14 protein-coding genes are annotated in these 14,947 nt (G+C 73.0%); 9 read left to right on the top strand and 5 right to left on the bottom strand.

The annotated features are described in order from the left end of the window. Positions 1 to 10 precede the first annotated feature (10 nt). Positions 11 to 571, top strand: a complete 561-nt coding sequence (locus ACWEVP_RS28165; protein ID WP_452065569.1) for a hypothetical protein — start codon at positions 11 to 13, stop codon at positions 569 to 571. Here ACWEVP_RS28165 and ACWEVP_RS28160 read toward each other — a convergent pair. Continuing rightward, on the bottom strand, positions 525 to 1,481 hold the full coding sequence (locus ACWEVP_RS28160; protein ID WP_452065568.1) for an NAD-dependent epimerase/dehydratase family protein: 957 nt from the start codon (positions 1,479 to 1,481) through the stop codon (positions 525 to 527). The two genes, ACWEVP_RS28165 and ACWEVP_RS28160, sit on opposite strands and share 47 nt — an antisense overlap. Before the next feature lie 104 nt (positions 1,482 to 1,585). Here ACWEVP_RS28160 and ACWEVP_RS28155 point away from each other — a divergent pair, with 104 nt between their 5' ends. Then, positions 1,586 to 2,260, top strand: a complete 675-nt coding sequence (locus ACWEVP_RS28155; protein ID WP_452065567.1) for a TetR/AcrR family transcriptional regulator — start codon at positions 1,586 to 1,588, stop codon at positions 2,258 to 2,260. A 7-nt stretch (positions 2,261 to 2,267) separates the two neighbouring features. Here ACWEVP_RS28155 and ACWEVP_RS28150 read toward each other — a convergent pair whose 3' ends face one another. Together ACWEVP_RS28150 and ACWEVP_RS28145 are read right to left on the bottom strand one after the other, a co-directional pair. Beyond that, entirely contained in the window at positions 2,268 to 3,191 is a 924-nt protein-coding gene (locus tag ACWEVP_RS28150; RefSeq protein ID WP_452065566.1) for an anti-sigma factor RsbA family regulatory protein, read from the bottom strand. A gap of 107 nt (positions 3,192 to 3,298) precedes the next feature. Further along, positions 3,299 to 5,092, bottom strand: coding sequence for a thiamine pyrophosphate-requiring protein (locus tag ACWEVP_RS28145; RefSeq protein WP_452065565.1), 1,794 nt, complete (start codon positions 5,090 to 5,092; stop codon positions 3,299 to 3,301). A gap of 95 nt (positions 5,093 to 5,187) precedes the next feature. Between ACWEVP_RS28145 and ACWEVP_RS28140 the strand changes: the two genes are divergently transcribed. From ACWEVP_RS28140 to ACWEVP_RS28130, 3 genes are read left to right on the top strand one after another with little or no spacing between them, the layout of a single operon-like run. Next, entirely contained in the window at positions 5,188 to 5,670 is a 483-nt protein-coding gene (locus ACWEVP_RS28140; RefSeq protein WP_452065564.1) for a MarR family winged helix-turn-helix transcriptional regulator, read from the top strand. Between the two features lie 54 nt (positions 5,671 to 5,724). After that, positions 5,725 to 8,109: a molybdopterin oxidoreductase family protein gene (locus ACWEVP_RS28135; RefSeq protein ID WP_452065563.1), complete on the top strand. Its 2,385-nt coding sequence runs from the start codon at positions 5,725 to 5,727 to the stop codon at positions 8,107 to 8,109. Then, complete coding sequence (locus ACWEVP_RS28130) at positions 8,106 to 8,579, top strand: hypothetical protein (protein WP_452065562.1); 474 nt, start codon at positions 8,106 to 8,108, stop codon at positions 8,577 to 8,579. The genes ACWEVP_RS28135 and ACWEVP_RS28130 overlap by 4 nt, the downstream gene beginning before the upstream one ends. On the opposite strand, the gene ACWEVP_RS28125 is transcribed toward ACWEVP_RS28130, so the two are convergent. Then, positions 8,576 to 9,841, bottom strand: a complete 1,266-nt coding sequence (locus tag ACWEVP_RS28125; RefSeq protein WP_452065561.1) for a low temperature requirement protein A — start codon at positions 9,839 to 9,841, stop codon at positions 8,576 to 8,578. The genes ACWEVP_RS28130 and ACWEVP_RS28125 overlap by 4 nt on opposite strands. 419 nt (positions 9,842 to 10,260) lie before the next feature. Between ACWEVP_RS28125 and ACWEVP_RS28120 the strand changes: the two genes are divergently transcribed. The 4 genes from ACWEVP_RS28120 to ACWEVP_RS28105 are packed head-to-tail and all read left to right on the top strand — an operon-like array spanning position 10,261 to position 14,559. After that, complete coding sequence (locus ACWEVP_RS28120; protein WP_452065560.1) at positions 10,261 to 12,897, top strand: ATP-binding protein; 2,637 nt, start codon at positions 10,261 to 10,263, stop codon at positions 12,895 to 12,897. Continuing rightward, positions 12,894 to 13,400 (top strand): roadblock/LC7 domain-containing protein, encoded by a 507-nt coding sequence (locus ACWEVP_RS28115; protein WP_452065559.1) that lies wholly within the window; start codon positions 12,894 to 12,896, stop codon positions 13,398 to 13,400. Before ACWEVP_RS28120 ends, ACWEVP_RS28115 begins: the two co-directional genes overlap by 4 nt. Beyond that, on the top strand, positions 13,397 to 13,789 hold the full coding sequence (locus ACWEVP_RS28110) for a DUF742 domain-containing protein (protein ID WP_452065558.1): 393 nt from the start codon (positions 13,397 to 13,399) through the stop codon (positions 13,787 to 13,789). The genes ACWEVP_RS28115 and ACWEVP_RS28110 overlap by 4 nt, the downstream gene beginning before the upstream one ends. 14 nt (positions 13,790 to 13,803) lie before the next feature. After that, complete coding sequence (locus ACWEVP_RS28105) at positions 13,804 to 14,559, top strand: MHYT domain-containing protein (RefSeq protein WP_452065557.1); 756 nt, start codon at positions 13,804 to 13,806, stop codon at positions 14,557 to 14,559. Here ACWEVP_RS28105 and ACWEVP_RS28100 read toward each other — a convergent pair. After that, positions 14,549 to 14,935: an ester cyclase gene (locus ACWEVP_RS28100; RefSeq protein WP_452065556.1), complete on the bottom strand. Its 387-nt coding sequence runs from the start codon at positions 14,933 to 14,935 to the stop codon at positions 14,549 to 14,551. The genes ACWEVP_RS28105 and ACWEVP_RS28100 overlap by 11 nt on opposite strands. Positions 14,936 to 14,947: the final 12 nt, after the last annotated feature.

The following is a 14,947-nucleotide window of genomic DNA, read 5'->3' as shown; positions in this document are numbered from 1 at the left end:
TCTTGGCGGTATGCAGGATCCGGACGATTCGGCGCGGCAGGTCCTGCTGGCCGAGTACGCGGCCCTGCGCACCGAAGCCGAGCGGCGCGCGACGGTGCAGTGGAACGTGTTCGCGCTGCAGCTCGCCTCGGCGGGGGCGATCGCGAGCGTCGCCATTTCGGCGAACCCGGCGCTGCTCCTGCTGATCCCGGTGTCGTCGTACCTGTTCGGCGGCCGGTACATCCTGCACGACTTCCACCTCAAGCTCATCCGGCGCTACCTGCGGGAGTCGCTGGCGGAGCGGCTCGGCGGGCACATCCAGTGGGAGACCTGGCGGTCCGCCGAGCTCGCCGCGCCGACCGCCCGCGGGTGGTTCAGCGTCACCGGCTGGAACTTCGTCCACCCGACCCGCCTGGCGTTCGAAGGCGTCGGGTGGCTCGCCGTCGCCGCCGCCGGGGTGGCGGGCGGTTACCAGTGGTGGCTGAGGTCGCCGCCGTGGCCGGTGATCGCCGCGTTCGCCGCCGGCTGGCTGGTGGGGCCGGCCGTCACCGTGCTGCTGCACCGGGCCTTCCGGCGCGCTTCGGACCTGTGATCGCCTCGATCGTCTCGCGCAGCGCGTCGTCCGTCGGCGTGGGCTCGATGCCGAACTCCGCCGTCGCCGCCGACGAATCCAGCACGAACGGCCCGCGCAGCTGGTAGTCGACTTCCGGCAGCTCCCGTGCCGTCGGGTTGACCAGGCCCGCCAGCCGCAACGCGATCCGCGGCATCGTCGTCACGCGGGCCGCCGGGGCGCCCGCCAGCTCCGCCGCTCGCGTCGCCAGCTCGCGCACCGACATCGGCGGGGGCGTCGGCGCGTGCCACGGCCGGCCCCACGCGCCTTCGTCCGCCGCGACCGCGACCAGCGTGCGGGCGACGTCGCCGACGTAGGTCCAGCTGTGCGGCGCGTCGAGGGCGGCCGGGGCCGCCGCGCGTTCGCCCGCCAGGACCTTCGGCAGCACCATCGCCGTGAACGACGACAGCGCGCCCGCGCCGAGGTAGTCCGACCCGCGGACCTCGGCCGTGCGGATCCGGCCCGCTTCGTGCGCCGCCAGCGCGTCGGCCCAGAGCTTCGCCCGCACTTCGCCCTTGACCGAGTTCGGGCGCAGCGGCAGCTGCTCGGTCATCGGACCCTCGACCGCGCCGTACGCGTACAGGTTCCCGGTCGTGACCAGCACCGCGCCGCTCGCTTCGGCCGCGTGCAGGAGGGCCGCGCCCAAGGGCGGCCAGTCGGTGGGCCAGCGGTGGTACGCCGGCCCGGCGCAGCTGTACAGCGCGGCCGCGCCGGCCGTGTGGCGGGCGAGCGCGGCGGCGTCGGCCGCGTCCGCGGCCACCAGCTCGACGCCGTCGACGGCCGGGCCGCCCCCGCGCCGGCTGAGCAGGCGGACTTCGCCGCCACGGGCGGCGAGCAGGCGCGCGGTGGCCGAACCGACCGGACCGGCGCCGACGACGACGTGCAGAGCCACGGGAACCCCCAGGATAGAGAACACTGTTCTCGAACAAGAACACCGTACGACCGCCGCTCCCGTCACGTCAAGAACAGTGTTCTCGCCTGTGCGACACTGGGGCCGTGTCCGCCTCGTCGCTGCGTGCCCGGGTCCGCTCGGAGATGCACCAGGAGATCAAGGAAGTCGCCCGCCGGCGCCTCGCCGAGGAGGGTGCGAACCTGTCGCTGCGCGCCGTGGCACGGGACATGGGCATCGTCGCTTCGGCGCTGTACCGGTACTTCCCGAGCCGGGACGCGCTGCTGACGGCGTTGATCATCGACGCCTACGACGGGCTCGGCGACGCGGCCGCCGACGCCGAAGCGGCGCTCCCGCGCGAAGACCTGCGCGGCCGGTGGCTGGCGACCTGCCACGCGGTCCGGTCGTGGGCCCTCGCGCACCCGGCCGAGTACGGCCTGCTCTACGGCAACCCCGTCCCCGGCTACGCGGCGCCGCAGGACACGGTGGCCCCGGCGGCCAAGGTGATCCTGCTGCTGGCGGCCATCGTCGCCGAGGCACCGGCGCTCCCGGCCGGGCCGCCGGTGCCGGCCCCGGTCCGCGCCGACCTGCGCCGCCTCGTCGCCGAGCAGGGGGGCGAGCTACCGGAAGAACGCCTGGACCGGGCGCTGCTCGCCTGGACGCACCTGTTCGGCCAGGTCAACTTCGAAGTCTTCCACCGCCTCGACGACATGATCCAGGCGCGCTCGGAGTACTTCGGGCACCACATGACCGTGCTGGCGGACCTCGCCGGCCTGCCCTGACCGGCTCTCAGACGCGGAAGTACGCGCGGAACGTCGTGCCGTGGTCGCCGGTGTGCAGGCGGACCAGGTCGGCCAGGTAGTTGACCAGCAGCAGCCCGCGCCCCCGGGGCTGTTCGGGCGTCGCCGGGCGCCGGCCGGCCAGCGGGTCGGCCAGGGTCCCGCTGTCCTCGACCTCGCAGACGAACTCGCCGCCTTCGCTCCACAGCCGGACCGTGCCCGTGCCGCCGCCGTGTTCGACGCAGTTGGACAGCAGCTCCGTCACGACCACCTCGACGTCGGCGATCTGGTCGGCGCTCAGCCCGCCGGCCGCCGCCTGGACGTGGGCCAGTGCCCGGGCCGCGGCGAGGTCCGTCGTGCCCGCCAGCTCCGCCACCCGGTCCGCCGCGGGGCCCGGCGGCAACGGGCGGTTGTACCGGGCCAGGACCTCGTCGGGTGCGTACGCGGTGCTGGCGCGGCGGCCGGCGCCGTCGATCAGGACCGGGTGCGTGGCTTCGGCGTCGGCCAGCGCGGCCGGGGTGAGGCCCGTGACGTCGTAGGGGCACAGGATCGTCACGTCCCGGCCGGCGAACGCGTGGTTGATCAGCGCTTCGTGCTGCACGCACGCCGGGTACTCGACGTCCGACCGCCCGGCCCGCACCGGCTCGCCGACGATCCGCACCGGACCGGCCGGGTGCCCGTCCGCGAAAGCCCGCAGCACGCGCGGGATGATCCGCCCGGGGTTGCGCCCGGCTTCGGTCATGTCCAGGAGCCGGACCTTCTCCGCGTCGGCGCCGAGTTCGCGGCGCAGCAGCTCGAGACGGGGCCCCGGCACGGCGACGGCGACCGGCTCGCCGGCGGCCAGCCCGCCCCACACGAACGGAACGGTTCCGGCCACGTACTCGGTGTCGTCGCGGTAGAACAACGCGGGGTGCACGAAGGGATCCGCGCGCAATCTGGCCTCCTCCGGGTGCCGAGGACGCCTCCCAGTATGCGCGACCGGCGTCACCGGTTCGGGGGAACCCGGCGGGAACGCCCGGGCGAGCGGGACTCGGCCGGGCGTCACCGGTGCTTGCCGGGCAGGAACTCCTGCAGCTTCGTCTTGACCCCCTGCGCCACGAGGTGGAACGCGTCGGGGTCGCCCTTCAGCACCGCCTGAGCGGCCGACTTGACCTGCTCGAACGTCGCGTGCGGCGGGATCGGCGGCACCTCGGGGTCGCAGCGGACGTCCAGCACCGCCGGCTTCCCCGCCGACAGCGCGGTGTCCCAGGCCGAGGCGAGCTGCTCCGGCTTGTCGACGGTGACGGCGGTGAGCCCGAGCGACAGCGCGAAGCCGGCGTAGTCGACGTCCGGCAGGCTCTGGGACTCCTCGAACTTGGGCGCACCGCCCATCGCGCGCAGCTCCCAGGTGACCTGGTTCAGGTCGTTGTTGTGGAACACGCAGACCACGCAGCGCGGGTCGCTCCACAAATGCTGGTAGCGGGCGATGGTGATCAGCTCGGCGAGGCCGTTCATCTGCATCGCGCCGTCGCCGACGAGGGCGATCACCGGCCGGTCGGGGTGGGCGAACTTCGCGCCGATGGCGTACGGCACGCCCGGGCCCATGGTGGCCAGCGTCCCCGACAGCGACCCGCGGATGTCGCCGCGGATGCGGAGGTTGCGGGCGTACCAGTTGGTGGACGAGCCGGAGTCCGCGGTGACGAGCGCGTTCTCCGGGATCCGCTTCGACAGCTCCGACACGACGGCCATCGGGTTGACCGGCTCGGCGTCGACCGAGGCTTCCTTCTCGACGGTCTCCCACCAGGAAGCGACGTTCTTCTCGACCGTCTCGCGCCACGCCCGGTCCGGCTTGCTCGCCAGCCGGGGCAGCAGCGCGCGCAGCGTGGCCGCGCTGTCACCGACGAGGTTGACCTCGGTCGGGTAGCGCATCCCGATGAGCCGGCCGTCGAGGTCGATCTGCACCGCCCGCGCCTGGCCGAAGTCCGGCAGGAACTGGCTGTAGGGGAAGTTGGAGCCGACGATGAGCAGGGTGTCGCAGTCGCGCATGAGCTCGTAGCTCGGCCGGGTGCCGAGCAGCCCGATCGCGCCGGTCACGTACGGCAGCTCGTCGGAGAGGACGTCCTTGCCCAGCAACGCTTTCGCGACGCCGGCGCCGGTGACCTCGGCGAGCTGCCGCACTTCTTCGGCGGCGCCGCGCGCACCTTGTCCGACCAGGACGGCGACCTTTTCGCCGGCGTTGAGCACCTCGGCCGCCGCGTCGAGGTCCCGCTCGGGCGGGACCGGCGCGGGCCACGCCGTGCCCGGGCGGCTGGAGGGCACCTGCTTGAAGACGTGCTTCGGTGCTTCGTACGGTTCTTCCTGCAAGTCGGCCGGGATGATCAGCGCGGTCGGGCAGCGGGACGACTCGGCGATGCGGATCGCCCGGTCGAGCGCGTTCGGCAGCTGCTCGGCGACGTTGACCTCGACGAGGTATTCGCTCGCGACGTCCTTGTAAAGCGCTTGCAGGTCGATTTCCTGCTGGTAGCTGCCGCCCATCGCGCTGCGCGCGGTCTGCCCGACGATCGCCACCACCGGGACGTGGTCGAGCTTGGCGTCGTAGAGCCCGTTGAGCAGGTGGATCGCGCCGGGGCCGGACGTCGCCATGCAGACGCCGACCTTGCCGCTGAACTTCGCGTAACCGACCGCCGCGAAGGCGGCCATCTCCTCGTGGCGCGCCTGGACGAACCGCGGCTGGTTGTCCGCTTTGCCGAACGAGGCGACGAGACCGTTGATCCCGTCGCCGGGGTAGGCGAAGACCTGCTCGACACCCCATTCGCGCAAGCGCTGGAGCAGGTGATCGCCGACTGTCTGGGTCATGAGCACTCCCTGTGCGTCCTGGGGTTCCGGTCGTCGGTTACCCGTGTGGCGCCCAGGGAATCGCGATACCCGCTGACGGGCCGTAGCATGCTTGCGTGACGCAAACGTCCTCGGAGTCCGCTGGGACCGGTGCCGCCATGGCCGTGCTCCGGGCCATGGTGACCATCGCCGACGCGACCGTCGAGCGGAACACCGAGCAGCTGACGCTCACCCAGTTCCGCGCGCTGCGGGTGGTGGCCGGGCGCACCCCCGTCACGGTGGGCAAGGTGGCCGCTGAGCTGGCGTTGAACCCCTCGTCGGTCACCCGGGCGTGTGCGCGGCTGATGGAGCTGGGCCTGCTGGAAAAGGCGGCGAACCCGCTGAACCGGCGCGAGACCCTCCTCGCGCCGACGGCCGCGGGCCGCCGGCTGGTGGACCGCGTCGACCGCGACCGGCGGCAGGTGCTCGCGGCCGTGCTGGGGCAGCTGGACGCCGAGGGCCGGGAGGCGGCGACGGCGGCCTTCGCGCGGTTCGCCGAGGCCGTCAAAGCGTACGAAACGGATTTCCGTCCACTGTTGCGCGACGCAAAGCAGGTTTGACCCCACCGGCGATGGGTATTCGCGCGAAGACTCGATCTCCGGGAGGTCTTCGCGGTGGCACAGCGAGACGGAATCACCGAACCGTGGGGGACCAGGACGCCCTACGGCCCGGGGGAGCCGTGGCCGGCCCGGGTCGACACCCGGCTGGCCGACGGCGTGCGGCCCGAGGACGTCGACCGCTGGGTCCGCAGCGCCGCCGTGCTGCACTCCAACGGCGACGGCCTGGACATCGCGGTCGCCGGCGGCCGGATCGCGGGCGTCCGCGGCCGCGCCGACGACCGCGTCAACCGTGGCCGCCTCGACCCGAAGGACCTGTTCGGCTGGCAGGCCAACAACGCGTCCGACCGGCTGACGACGCCGCTGGTGCGCAAGCATGGTGAGCTCACCGAGGCGAGCTGGGACGAGGCGCTGGACCTGATCGCCCGGCGCAGCAAGGATCTCCTCGACGAGCAAGGCCCGGGCGCGCTTGGCTTCTACACCAGCGGCCAGCTGTTCGCCGAGGAGTACTACACGCTCGCCGCGATCGCGCGCGGCGGCCTGGGCACCAACCACCTCGACGGCAACACGCGGCTCTGCACGGCGACGGCGGCCGCGGCTCTCAAGGAGTCCTTCGGCTGCGACGGCCAGCCGGCGTCCTACGCGGACGTCGACCACGCCGACGTCATCGCGCTCTTCGGGCACAACGTGGCCGAAACGCAGGCCGTGCTGTGGTCGCGGATGCTCGACCGGCTCGCCGGCCCGAACCCGCCGGCGCTGCTGTGCGTCGACCCGCGCGACACCCCGGTCGCCCGCGCGGCGACGCTGCACCTCGCGCCGCTGCCCGGGACCAACCTCGCGCTGATGAACGGGCTGCTGCACGAGGTCGTCGGAAACGGCTGGGTCGACCGCGAGTACGTCGAGCGCAGCACGGTCGGCTACGAGGACCTCGTGCGGACGGTCGCGGACTACCCGCCCGAGCGCGTCGCGGAGATCTGCGGCCTCGAAGCGCGGGAGATCCGCGAAGCCGCCCGGCTGGTCGGCACGGCGTCGCGGCTGTTGTGCACGGTGCTACAGGGCTTCTACCAGTCGCACCAGGCGTCCGCGGCCGCCGTGCAGGTCAACAACCTCGTCCTGCTGCGCGGCATGCTCGGCAAGCCCGGCGCCGGCGTCCTGCAGATGAACGGCCAGCCCACCGCGGAGAACACCCGCGAGTGCGGCGCCGACGGCGATCTGACCGGGTTCCGCAATTGGGCCAACGACGCGCACGTCGAGGAGCTGGCGTCGCTGTGGAACGTCGACGTCGGCAAGATCCCGCACTACGGGCCCCCGACGCACCTGATGCAGATGCTCCGTTACGTGGAGACCGGCACCTTGCGGCTGCTCTGGGTGTCGGCCACCAACCCGGCGGTCTCGCTGCCCGAGCTGCGGCGCATCCGGTCCATTCTGGACTCCTCGCGGCTATTCCTGGTCGTGCAGGACGCGTTCCGCACGGAGACGGCGGAGTACGCCGACGTTGTGCTGCCCGCGGCGCTGTGGGGCGAGAAGACCGGCACGTTCACCAACGCCGACCGCACGGTGCACCTGTCGGAGAAGGCCGTCGACCCGCCCGGGCAGGCGCGGCCGGACCTCGACATCTTCCTGGACTACGCGCGGCGCATGGACTTCCGCGGTCGCGACGGCGAGCCGTTCCCGCAGTGGCACGACGCGGAAACCGCGTTCGACGCGTGGAAACGCGCGTCGGCGGGGCGCCCCTGTGACTACAGCGGGTTGAGCTACCGGAAGCTGCGCGAGGTGAGCGGCATCCAGTGGCCGTGCACTTCGGACCGTCCTGAAGGGACCGACCGGCTCTACACGGACGGGAAGTTCTTCGCCCAGCCCGACTATTGCGAGAGCTACGGCCGCGACCTCGTCACCGGTGCGCCGGTGGAGCCCGCCGAGTACCGGGCGATGAACCCGGAGGGGAAGGCCATGCTCAAGGGAGCCGGGTACGTGCCGCCGCACGAGGCACCCGACGACGACCACCCGTTCTTCCTCGTCAACGGCCGGACGATCGTCCACTTCCACACGCGGACGAAGACCGGCCGGACCCCGGAACTGCGGGCCGCCGCGCCGGAGGTCTGGCTGCAGGTGTCCGAACGGGACGCGGCCGCCGCCGCGCTCGCCGAAGGCGACCTCGCCGAGGTCTCGACACCGCGCGGCAGCGTCCGCGCCCGCGTCCGGATCGGCGGCATCCGGGACGGCGTGCTGTTCCTGCCGTTCCACTACGGCTACTGGGACGTCGACCACCCGGCGGGCAAGGACGGCGACCGGGCGGCCAACGAGCTGACGTTCACCGACTGGGACCCGGTGTCCAAACAGCCGCTGTTCAAGACGGCCGCGGCCGCGCTGCGCAAGATCGGGTCCGTGGCGGCGCCGGCGGCCGAGCCGGTGCCCGCGCCGGTGGAGGAGGACGTCCGATGAAGCTCGACCTGGTCCTGCGCGAACTGCACCGCGCGGAGAAAACCCTGGCCGGGGACCTGCTGAAGACGTCGGACCGCCACCACGCGGAACACGAGGTCCACCACCTCGCCCGCGACCTGGCGGCGTGGTCGGCGGATCACGTGCGCGAGATCGCCCGCGCCGGGCGGGCGTTCGACCTGGACGAGGACGTGCCGGGACCGGGTCGGCTGGAACCGCTGCGCACGGCACTGGCCGACCTGACCGGCCGCCGCCCGGAGCCGGGCGTGCTGCTGCTGGCCGACCTGCGCCGCCTGCACCGCCGGGCGGCGGGCGTGTCGCTGGACTGGGAACTGCTCGCGCAGGGGGCGCAGGCGGCTCGCGACGACGACTTGCTCGGGCTGGCGAGCCGGTGCCACCCGCAGACGCTGCGGCAGCTGAAGTGGACGAACGCGATGCTGAAGGTGCTCTCGCCGCAGATCCTGACCAGCTAGCCCGGCTCCCGGCCCGAAGCGTCGCGCCGGGCCGTCTCGATGCTCCGCAGGAACGCGACGGGGTCCGCGCCGAAGCGGTCGAGCGCCCGGTGGCGGATTCCCGCCGCGACGAACGTCGATCCCACCGTCCACACCGCGATCACCACGATCACCGCGGGCGCCGGGAGCACGCGGCCCAGCAACGCCAGGCACACCGTGGCGGCCATGGCCGCGGTGCGGGCCAGCTCGCCGTACCAGCGCTCCGCCGGGCCCGCCGAGAACACCCGCGTTCCCGACAGGTACAGCGCCAGGCCCGCCGTCGTGAACCAGCCCGCCGCCTGGGGCGGGGACTCGTGCAGTGACAGGTTCACCCCCGCCGCGATGAGCAGCAGCGCGAACGCCGGGAACAGGTGGCCACCCGCGTACAGCGAATAGGCGAGCGCCGGGTTGCCGCCCGACAGGTCGAGCATGCGTTCGTAGATCAGCGCCGCCGACGTGAAGTACAGCCACCACAGCGCGCCCGCCATCACCAGGCCGGCGGCCAGGGACGCCCAGTACGCGAGGTCGTCGGCCGGGCGCTCGAGCGCCGCCGTGCCGACCGTGATCACCAGTTCGCCGAGCAGCAGGATCATGAACAGCCCGAACCGCTCCGCCAGGTGCGCCGAGTCGACCGCCAGGTTCGGGTCGCTCGGCGGCGCCCACATCTTCCGCCACCTCGCCTCGCGCGTGGGCCGCTCCCGGCGCTCGCCGCGACGCCGTTTCGGCCGGTCGCCGAGCAGCAGGAACCCCGCCTCCTGCAGCAGCGCGAACACCCACAGCGCCCACGTGTACGGGACGACCGCCGACACGCCGAAGAGGACCGCCGAGATCGTGTAGCCCCAGCTGATCCGCCGCTGGTCGAGCCCCTCGCGCGCCGGCCACCGGTGCGCGGCCGCCAGGATGAGCCGGACCCCGGCCATGGCCGCCGCGAAGATCGCCGGGTGCCCTTCGAACACGTGGTGGGCCTGGGTCGCGGCGATCCCGCAGGGGATCGTCCCGGCGAGCACGAACAGCCGGTCGGCGACGCGGGTGTCGTCGCCGCGGCGGTTGTACAGCACGGCGAAACCGATCCACGTCCACCACAGCGTCGCGAACAGGCCGAGCGCGGCGGCCACGCGCGTCCAGTGCGGGTCCGCGACGACGCCGTGCGCCACCTGGCCCACCGCGAACACGAAGACCAGGTCGAAGTACAGCTCGACCCAGCCGACCCGCTTGCCGCCGCCGGTTTCGTCCACATCGGTCACGACGGCGATTCTGCCGGGTCCGTGGCGGGGCTCCGCAGCCGGGCGGCAGGGGAATTAATAACCCACCATTCGAACAATGGCGGAATTCGCCCCGGAGACCGCTGTGGGTAATTCTGCCGCCACTGCGACGCGGGGGGTCTTTTACCGTCCGGTAGGCCCTGGAGCTGCGCGAACACGCTTGTACGGTGTACAAGCAGCGATCGCCGGAACACGATGCGTAAACCACCGGAGAGAATCGCGATCAATTCGACCGGCGCGTTCCGAAACGCCGCTGCTTAGGGTTGACAAGGATGCCGGGCGTGAGGTTCTCTGCTGGTCGGTTCGATCACGCCACGTCCTCCGTGGTCGGCCCTGGGGCCCTCGTCCTGTCCGAGTTCGACGTCAGCCGTGCGCGCGGCTGGGAATCGAGCGATTCCGCCATGCACGAAAGCAGATCCACGCCCCGCCTGCCGGTGGACGCCGCGTGGTGGCCGGCGCACTGGAGCGTCCGCACCAAGATCAGCGTCGTCCTCCTGCTGCCGGTCCTGGTCGCGGTGGCGCTCGCGGAAATCCGGATCCAGGGCGAGCTCGACCGCGCGACCGCGCTCAGCGCCGCCCGCGACCGGCTGCCCGTGCTGCGCGACACGATCGACCTGACCAAGTCGCTGGGTGAGGAAATGGTCGCCGCGGTCGCCGTCCCGGCCGGCGCGCCGAACACGCTGACCGCGTCCGTCGACGCGAAGGTGGCCGCCGTCCAGCGCGACACCGGGTTCGCGCCGCTGCCCGCCGACAGCGGCCGCGCGCTGAACACCGCGCTGGGCAAGCTCGCCGGGATCCGCGCGGCCGGCACCGGCGGCGGCGACGTCCGGAGCAAGGCCGACGGCTACAACGACATCATCGCCAGCCTCGGCGACCTCGTGCCGGCGTTCGTCCCGGCCGACGCCGGCGCCGAAACCGCGGCCGGCGCGGAGACCACCCGGCTGCTGGTGCACCTGCGCGCCGAGCTGGCCACCGAGGAGACCTACGCGCGAGCGGCGCAGAACAGCCCCGACGACGCGTCGCTGCGCCCGGCCGCCGTGCAGACCGCCGCCGAGCAGGAGGTCCTCGGCGAGCAGGTCGAGCACCAGCTCGCGGGTGACGGGCTGAACCGGTTCAAGGCGGCGGTGAGTTCCGCCGAAGAACGCCTCGACACGCTGCAGGACACCGGGAACGGAAGCACCGCGGCGCTGGCGTCGTTCGCCCCTTCGATCGCCGCCGAGACCACCGGCGTGACGGCCGTGCTGAGCGACGTCTCGGCGAAACTGGCGGCCGACGTCTCGGCCGCGGCCGACCGCGCCCGGTCGGACTCGCTGCGCGACACGGCACTGGTCCTCGGCGCGCTGCTCGGGGCGCTCGCGATCGCGTTGCTGGTGGTGCGTTCGCTGGTGACGCCGGTGCGCCGGCTGCGCGCGGCCGCCCTGCGCGCGGCGAACGAACAGCTGCCGGAGACCGTCCGGCAGGTCCGGGAGGGCCACGACGTCGACTGGCGCGCGGTGCCCGACTCCGGCGTCAAGACCGAGGAGGAGATCGGGCAGCTGGCGAGCGCCTTCGACGACATGCACCGGCAGGCGGTCCGGCTCGCCGTCGAACAGGCCGAGCTGCGCAAGCAGGTCAGCGAGATGTTCATGACGCTGTCGCGGCGGAGCCAGTCGCTGGTCGAGCAGCAGCTGTCGATCATCGAAGACCTCGAAGCGGGCGAGCAGAACCCGAAGCGGCTCGACGAGCTGTTCCGGATCGACCACATCGCGACCCGGCTGCGCCGCAACGGCGAGAACCTGCACGTCCTGGCGGGCGGCCGCCCGGTCCGGCACGGCCGCGAACCGGTGCCGACGCGCGACCTGCTGCGCGCGGCGACGTCGGAGGTCAAGGACTACCGGCGGGTGGCGATGGGCAACGCGCCGCGCAGCTCGGTGCAGCCCGAAGCGGCGGCGGACGTGGTGCACATCCTCGCGGAGCTGCTGGAGAACGCGACGCGCTTCTCGCCACCGGAGCACAAGGTGGCGCTGACGGCCGACCGCGGCGCCGACGGCGGCCTGCTCATCGAGGTCGTCGACCAGGGGCTGGGCATGACCCCGGCGGAGCTCGCGGCGGTCAACGAGCGGCTGGCGGCGGCCGGCACGGTCGGCCCGGAGACGACCCGCCGGATGGGGCTGTTCGTGGTCGGCAGGCTGGCGGCGCTGCACGGGGTGACGGTCCGGCTGCGCGCGACGGGCACGGGCACCCGCCACGCGGGGGTGACGGCGAGTGTTCACGTCCCGGGCGCGCTGGTGATCGCGGACCTGGCCCGCCCGATCGGCGGCGGGAGGCTGGTGTCCGCGGGCGCGAACCGCAACGGCCACCCCCGGCCCCCGGTCGTGCCGGCGCAGGCGTCGACGCCGATCTTCGAGCAGGTGGTGACGAGCTGGTTCACCGAGCCGGCCGCGAAACCGGTGGTCCGCCGGAACGGGTCGGCGGCGCCGGGGGAGTGGCCGGCGGTGGGGAAGCAGGCACCGTCGGAGGCCGAGCCGGTGGAGCCCGCGGAGTGGCCCGGCGGCGGGACCGTTGCCGCGCAAGGGACTTCTGCCGCCGAGCCGGCCGGTCGCGGCGAGGGGGCGGAGTGGCCCGGTGGGGTCGAAACCGCGGCGGCGCCGACTGCTTCGGCCGCCGGGCCGGCGGAGCCGGCCGCCCGGCCCGAACCCGCTTCGGCGCACGCCGACTGGCCGACCTCCGTCGAAAAGCCCGTCACCCGGGCCGAAAAGCCCGTCATCGGCGAGTGGGACACCCCCGCCGATCGCGCGCGGCAAGCCGCCGAAAGCGCTCTCAAGCCCGCCGTGGCGCAGCGGCTCACCGACGCCGGCCTGCCCACCCGGCGGCCCGGTGCCCAGCTCGCCCCCGGGGCGGCCGTTCCGCGCGTGCGCGAGCAGAACGGCGGGTCGTTCCGCGACGCCGCCGCCGTGCGCAGCAGTCTCTCCCGCCACTACCAGGGCATGCGCGCGGCCCGGCAGGAGACCGCCGCCCGCGCCGAAGAACCACGAAAGGACGAAGTGGATCCGCGATGACGGAACTTCCCGACGTGCCGCGCCGGGCCGGCACCGAACCGTCGGCCCGATCCCTCAGCGGGACGCTGGCCTTCCCCGGGCCGGCCGCACCGGCCGAACGGACGGCGACGCTGAACTGGCTGGTCAACGGGTTCGTCCAGGACGTGTCGGGGGTCGCGCACGCCGTGCTCGTCTCCGCCGACGGCCTGCTCGTGGCCGCCGACGAGACGCTGCCCCGCGAGCGCGCCGACCAGCTGGCGGCCATCGCGGCCGGCCTGTCCAGCCTGTCGCTGGGCACCGCCGAGCTGTTCACCGCCGGGCGGGTGGTGCAGTCGGTCATCGAGATGGAGCAGGGGTTCCTGCTGCTGATGAGCGTGGGCGACGGCTCGAACCTCGTCGTGCTCGCCTCGACCGGCTGCGACATCGGGCTGGTCGGCTACGAGATGACGATGCTGGTCGAGCGGGTGGGGCAGAAGGTCGACGTGCCCGCGCGCGAGATGCCGGTGGCCCAGGACCACCGGTGATCGACGACCCGCCGCCCGGGCCGTCCGGGGAGGAGCCGCGGCGCAGCGCGTCGCTGGCCCGCCCGTACGCCTGGACGGAAGGCCGGACGGCGCCGGCGGTCGAGATCGCCGTCGAAGCGCTGGTCGAGACCACCGCGGCGGGCCGCGCCGAAGCCGGCTACCTCGGGTCGAGCGCGCTGGCGGAGGTCACCGAGCTGTGCCTGCGGCCGCGGTCGCTGATGGAGATCGCCGCGCTGCTGTCGCTGCCGCTCGGCGTCGTCCGCGTGCTCGTGTCGGACCTGATGCAGGACAACCTGGTGATCGTCCGCGACACGCTGTCGGACACCTCCACCTGGGACGAGCGCCACGACCTGATGGAACGCGTGCTGCACGGGCTGCGCGACCTGTAGGAAGGACTTTTGCGATGGAGCATTTCGCGCTGGGGCACTGGCTGCTCGTGCTCGCGTACCTGACGTCGGTGGTGGGCTGCGCGCTGGGGCTGGCGTGCGCGGTGCAGGCCCGGCACACGGCGAACCCCAGCTACCGCATGCGGTGGCTGGTGCTGGCGGCGGTCTCGATCGGCGGCGTCGGCATCTGGCTGATGCACTTCGTGGCGATGCTCGGCTTCAGCACGCCGGGGATGCCGGTCCGCTACGACGTCTTCCGCACGGTCCTGTCGGCCATCCTCGCGGTGGCGGCGGTGTTCGCGGGCCTGGTCGTGGTCGGCGGGCGCGCGAAGTTCGGCTGGTGGCGCCTCGCGCTCGGCGGCGTGATCACGGGCCTGGCGGTGAACGTCATGCACTACACGGGGATGTCGGCGCTGCGGGTGAAGGGCGACTTCGGCTACGACGGCGGCCTGGTGGCGCTGTCGGTGGTGATCGCGGTGGTGGCGGCGACGGCGGCGCTGTGGTTCGCGGTGTTCCTGGACCGGCTGTCGCTGCGGCTGCTGGCGGGGTTCGTGATGGGCGCGGCGGTGACGGGCATGCACTACACCGGCATGGCGGCGGTCGAGATGCACATGGACATGAACGCCCCGGACCCGGCCGGGGTGGAGGTGTTCTCCTTCCTGTTCCCGGTGTTCGTGCTGGCGGCGATCGCGATGGCGGTCCCGCTGTGCGCGGTGCTGATGGCGCCGGCGGTCTCCCCGAAGGTCGAAAAGCCGGAGCCGGTCACGGTGTGAGCTGCTCCCGGAGGGCGTCGGTGTCGACGAGGGACCAGATCTCGGCGATCTTGCCGCTGTCGTAGCGGTAGAAGACGTGCTCGACGAACGAAACGCGCTCGCCGGTGGGCGGGATGCCGCGGAAGGGCTCGGCCGGGGTGCAGTCGAACCGGATGCGGCACGCGACCTGGTCGCCTTGGACGACGAGGCGTTCGATGGCGTAGTGGAGATCGGGGATCTCGGTGGCGTCGCGCTTCAGGAGGTCCCGGAACTCGGCGACGCTCAGGGTGCGGCCGTTGTGGACGACCGGATCGTGCGTGAACGCGCCGAGATCGGCGAACCGCCGTTCGTTCAGGCAGGTGAGGTAGGCGCGGTAGCGCTCTTCGATGTCCGCCATGGTGCTCCTCGG

This window comes from Amycolatopsis sp. NPDC003865 (assembly GCF_053605345.1).
The sequence above is the reverse complement of the archived record's forward strand: the minus strand, read 5'-3'. Positions and strand labels throughout refer to the sequence as shown.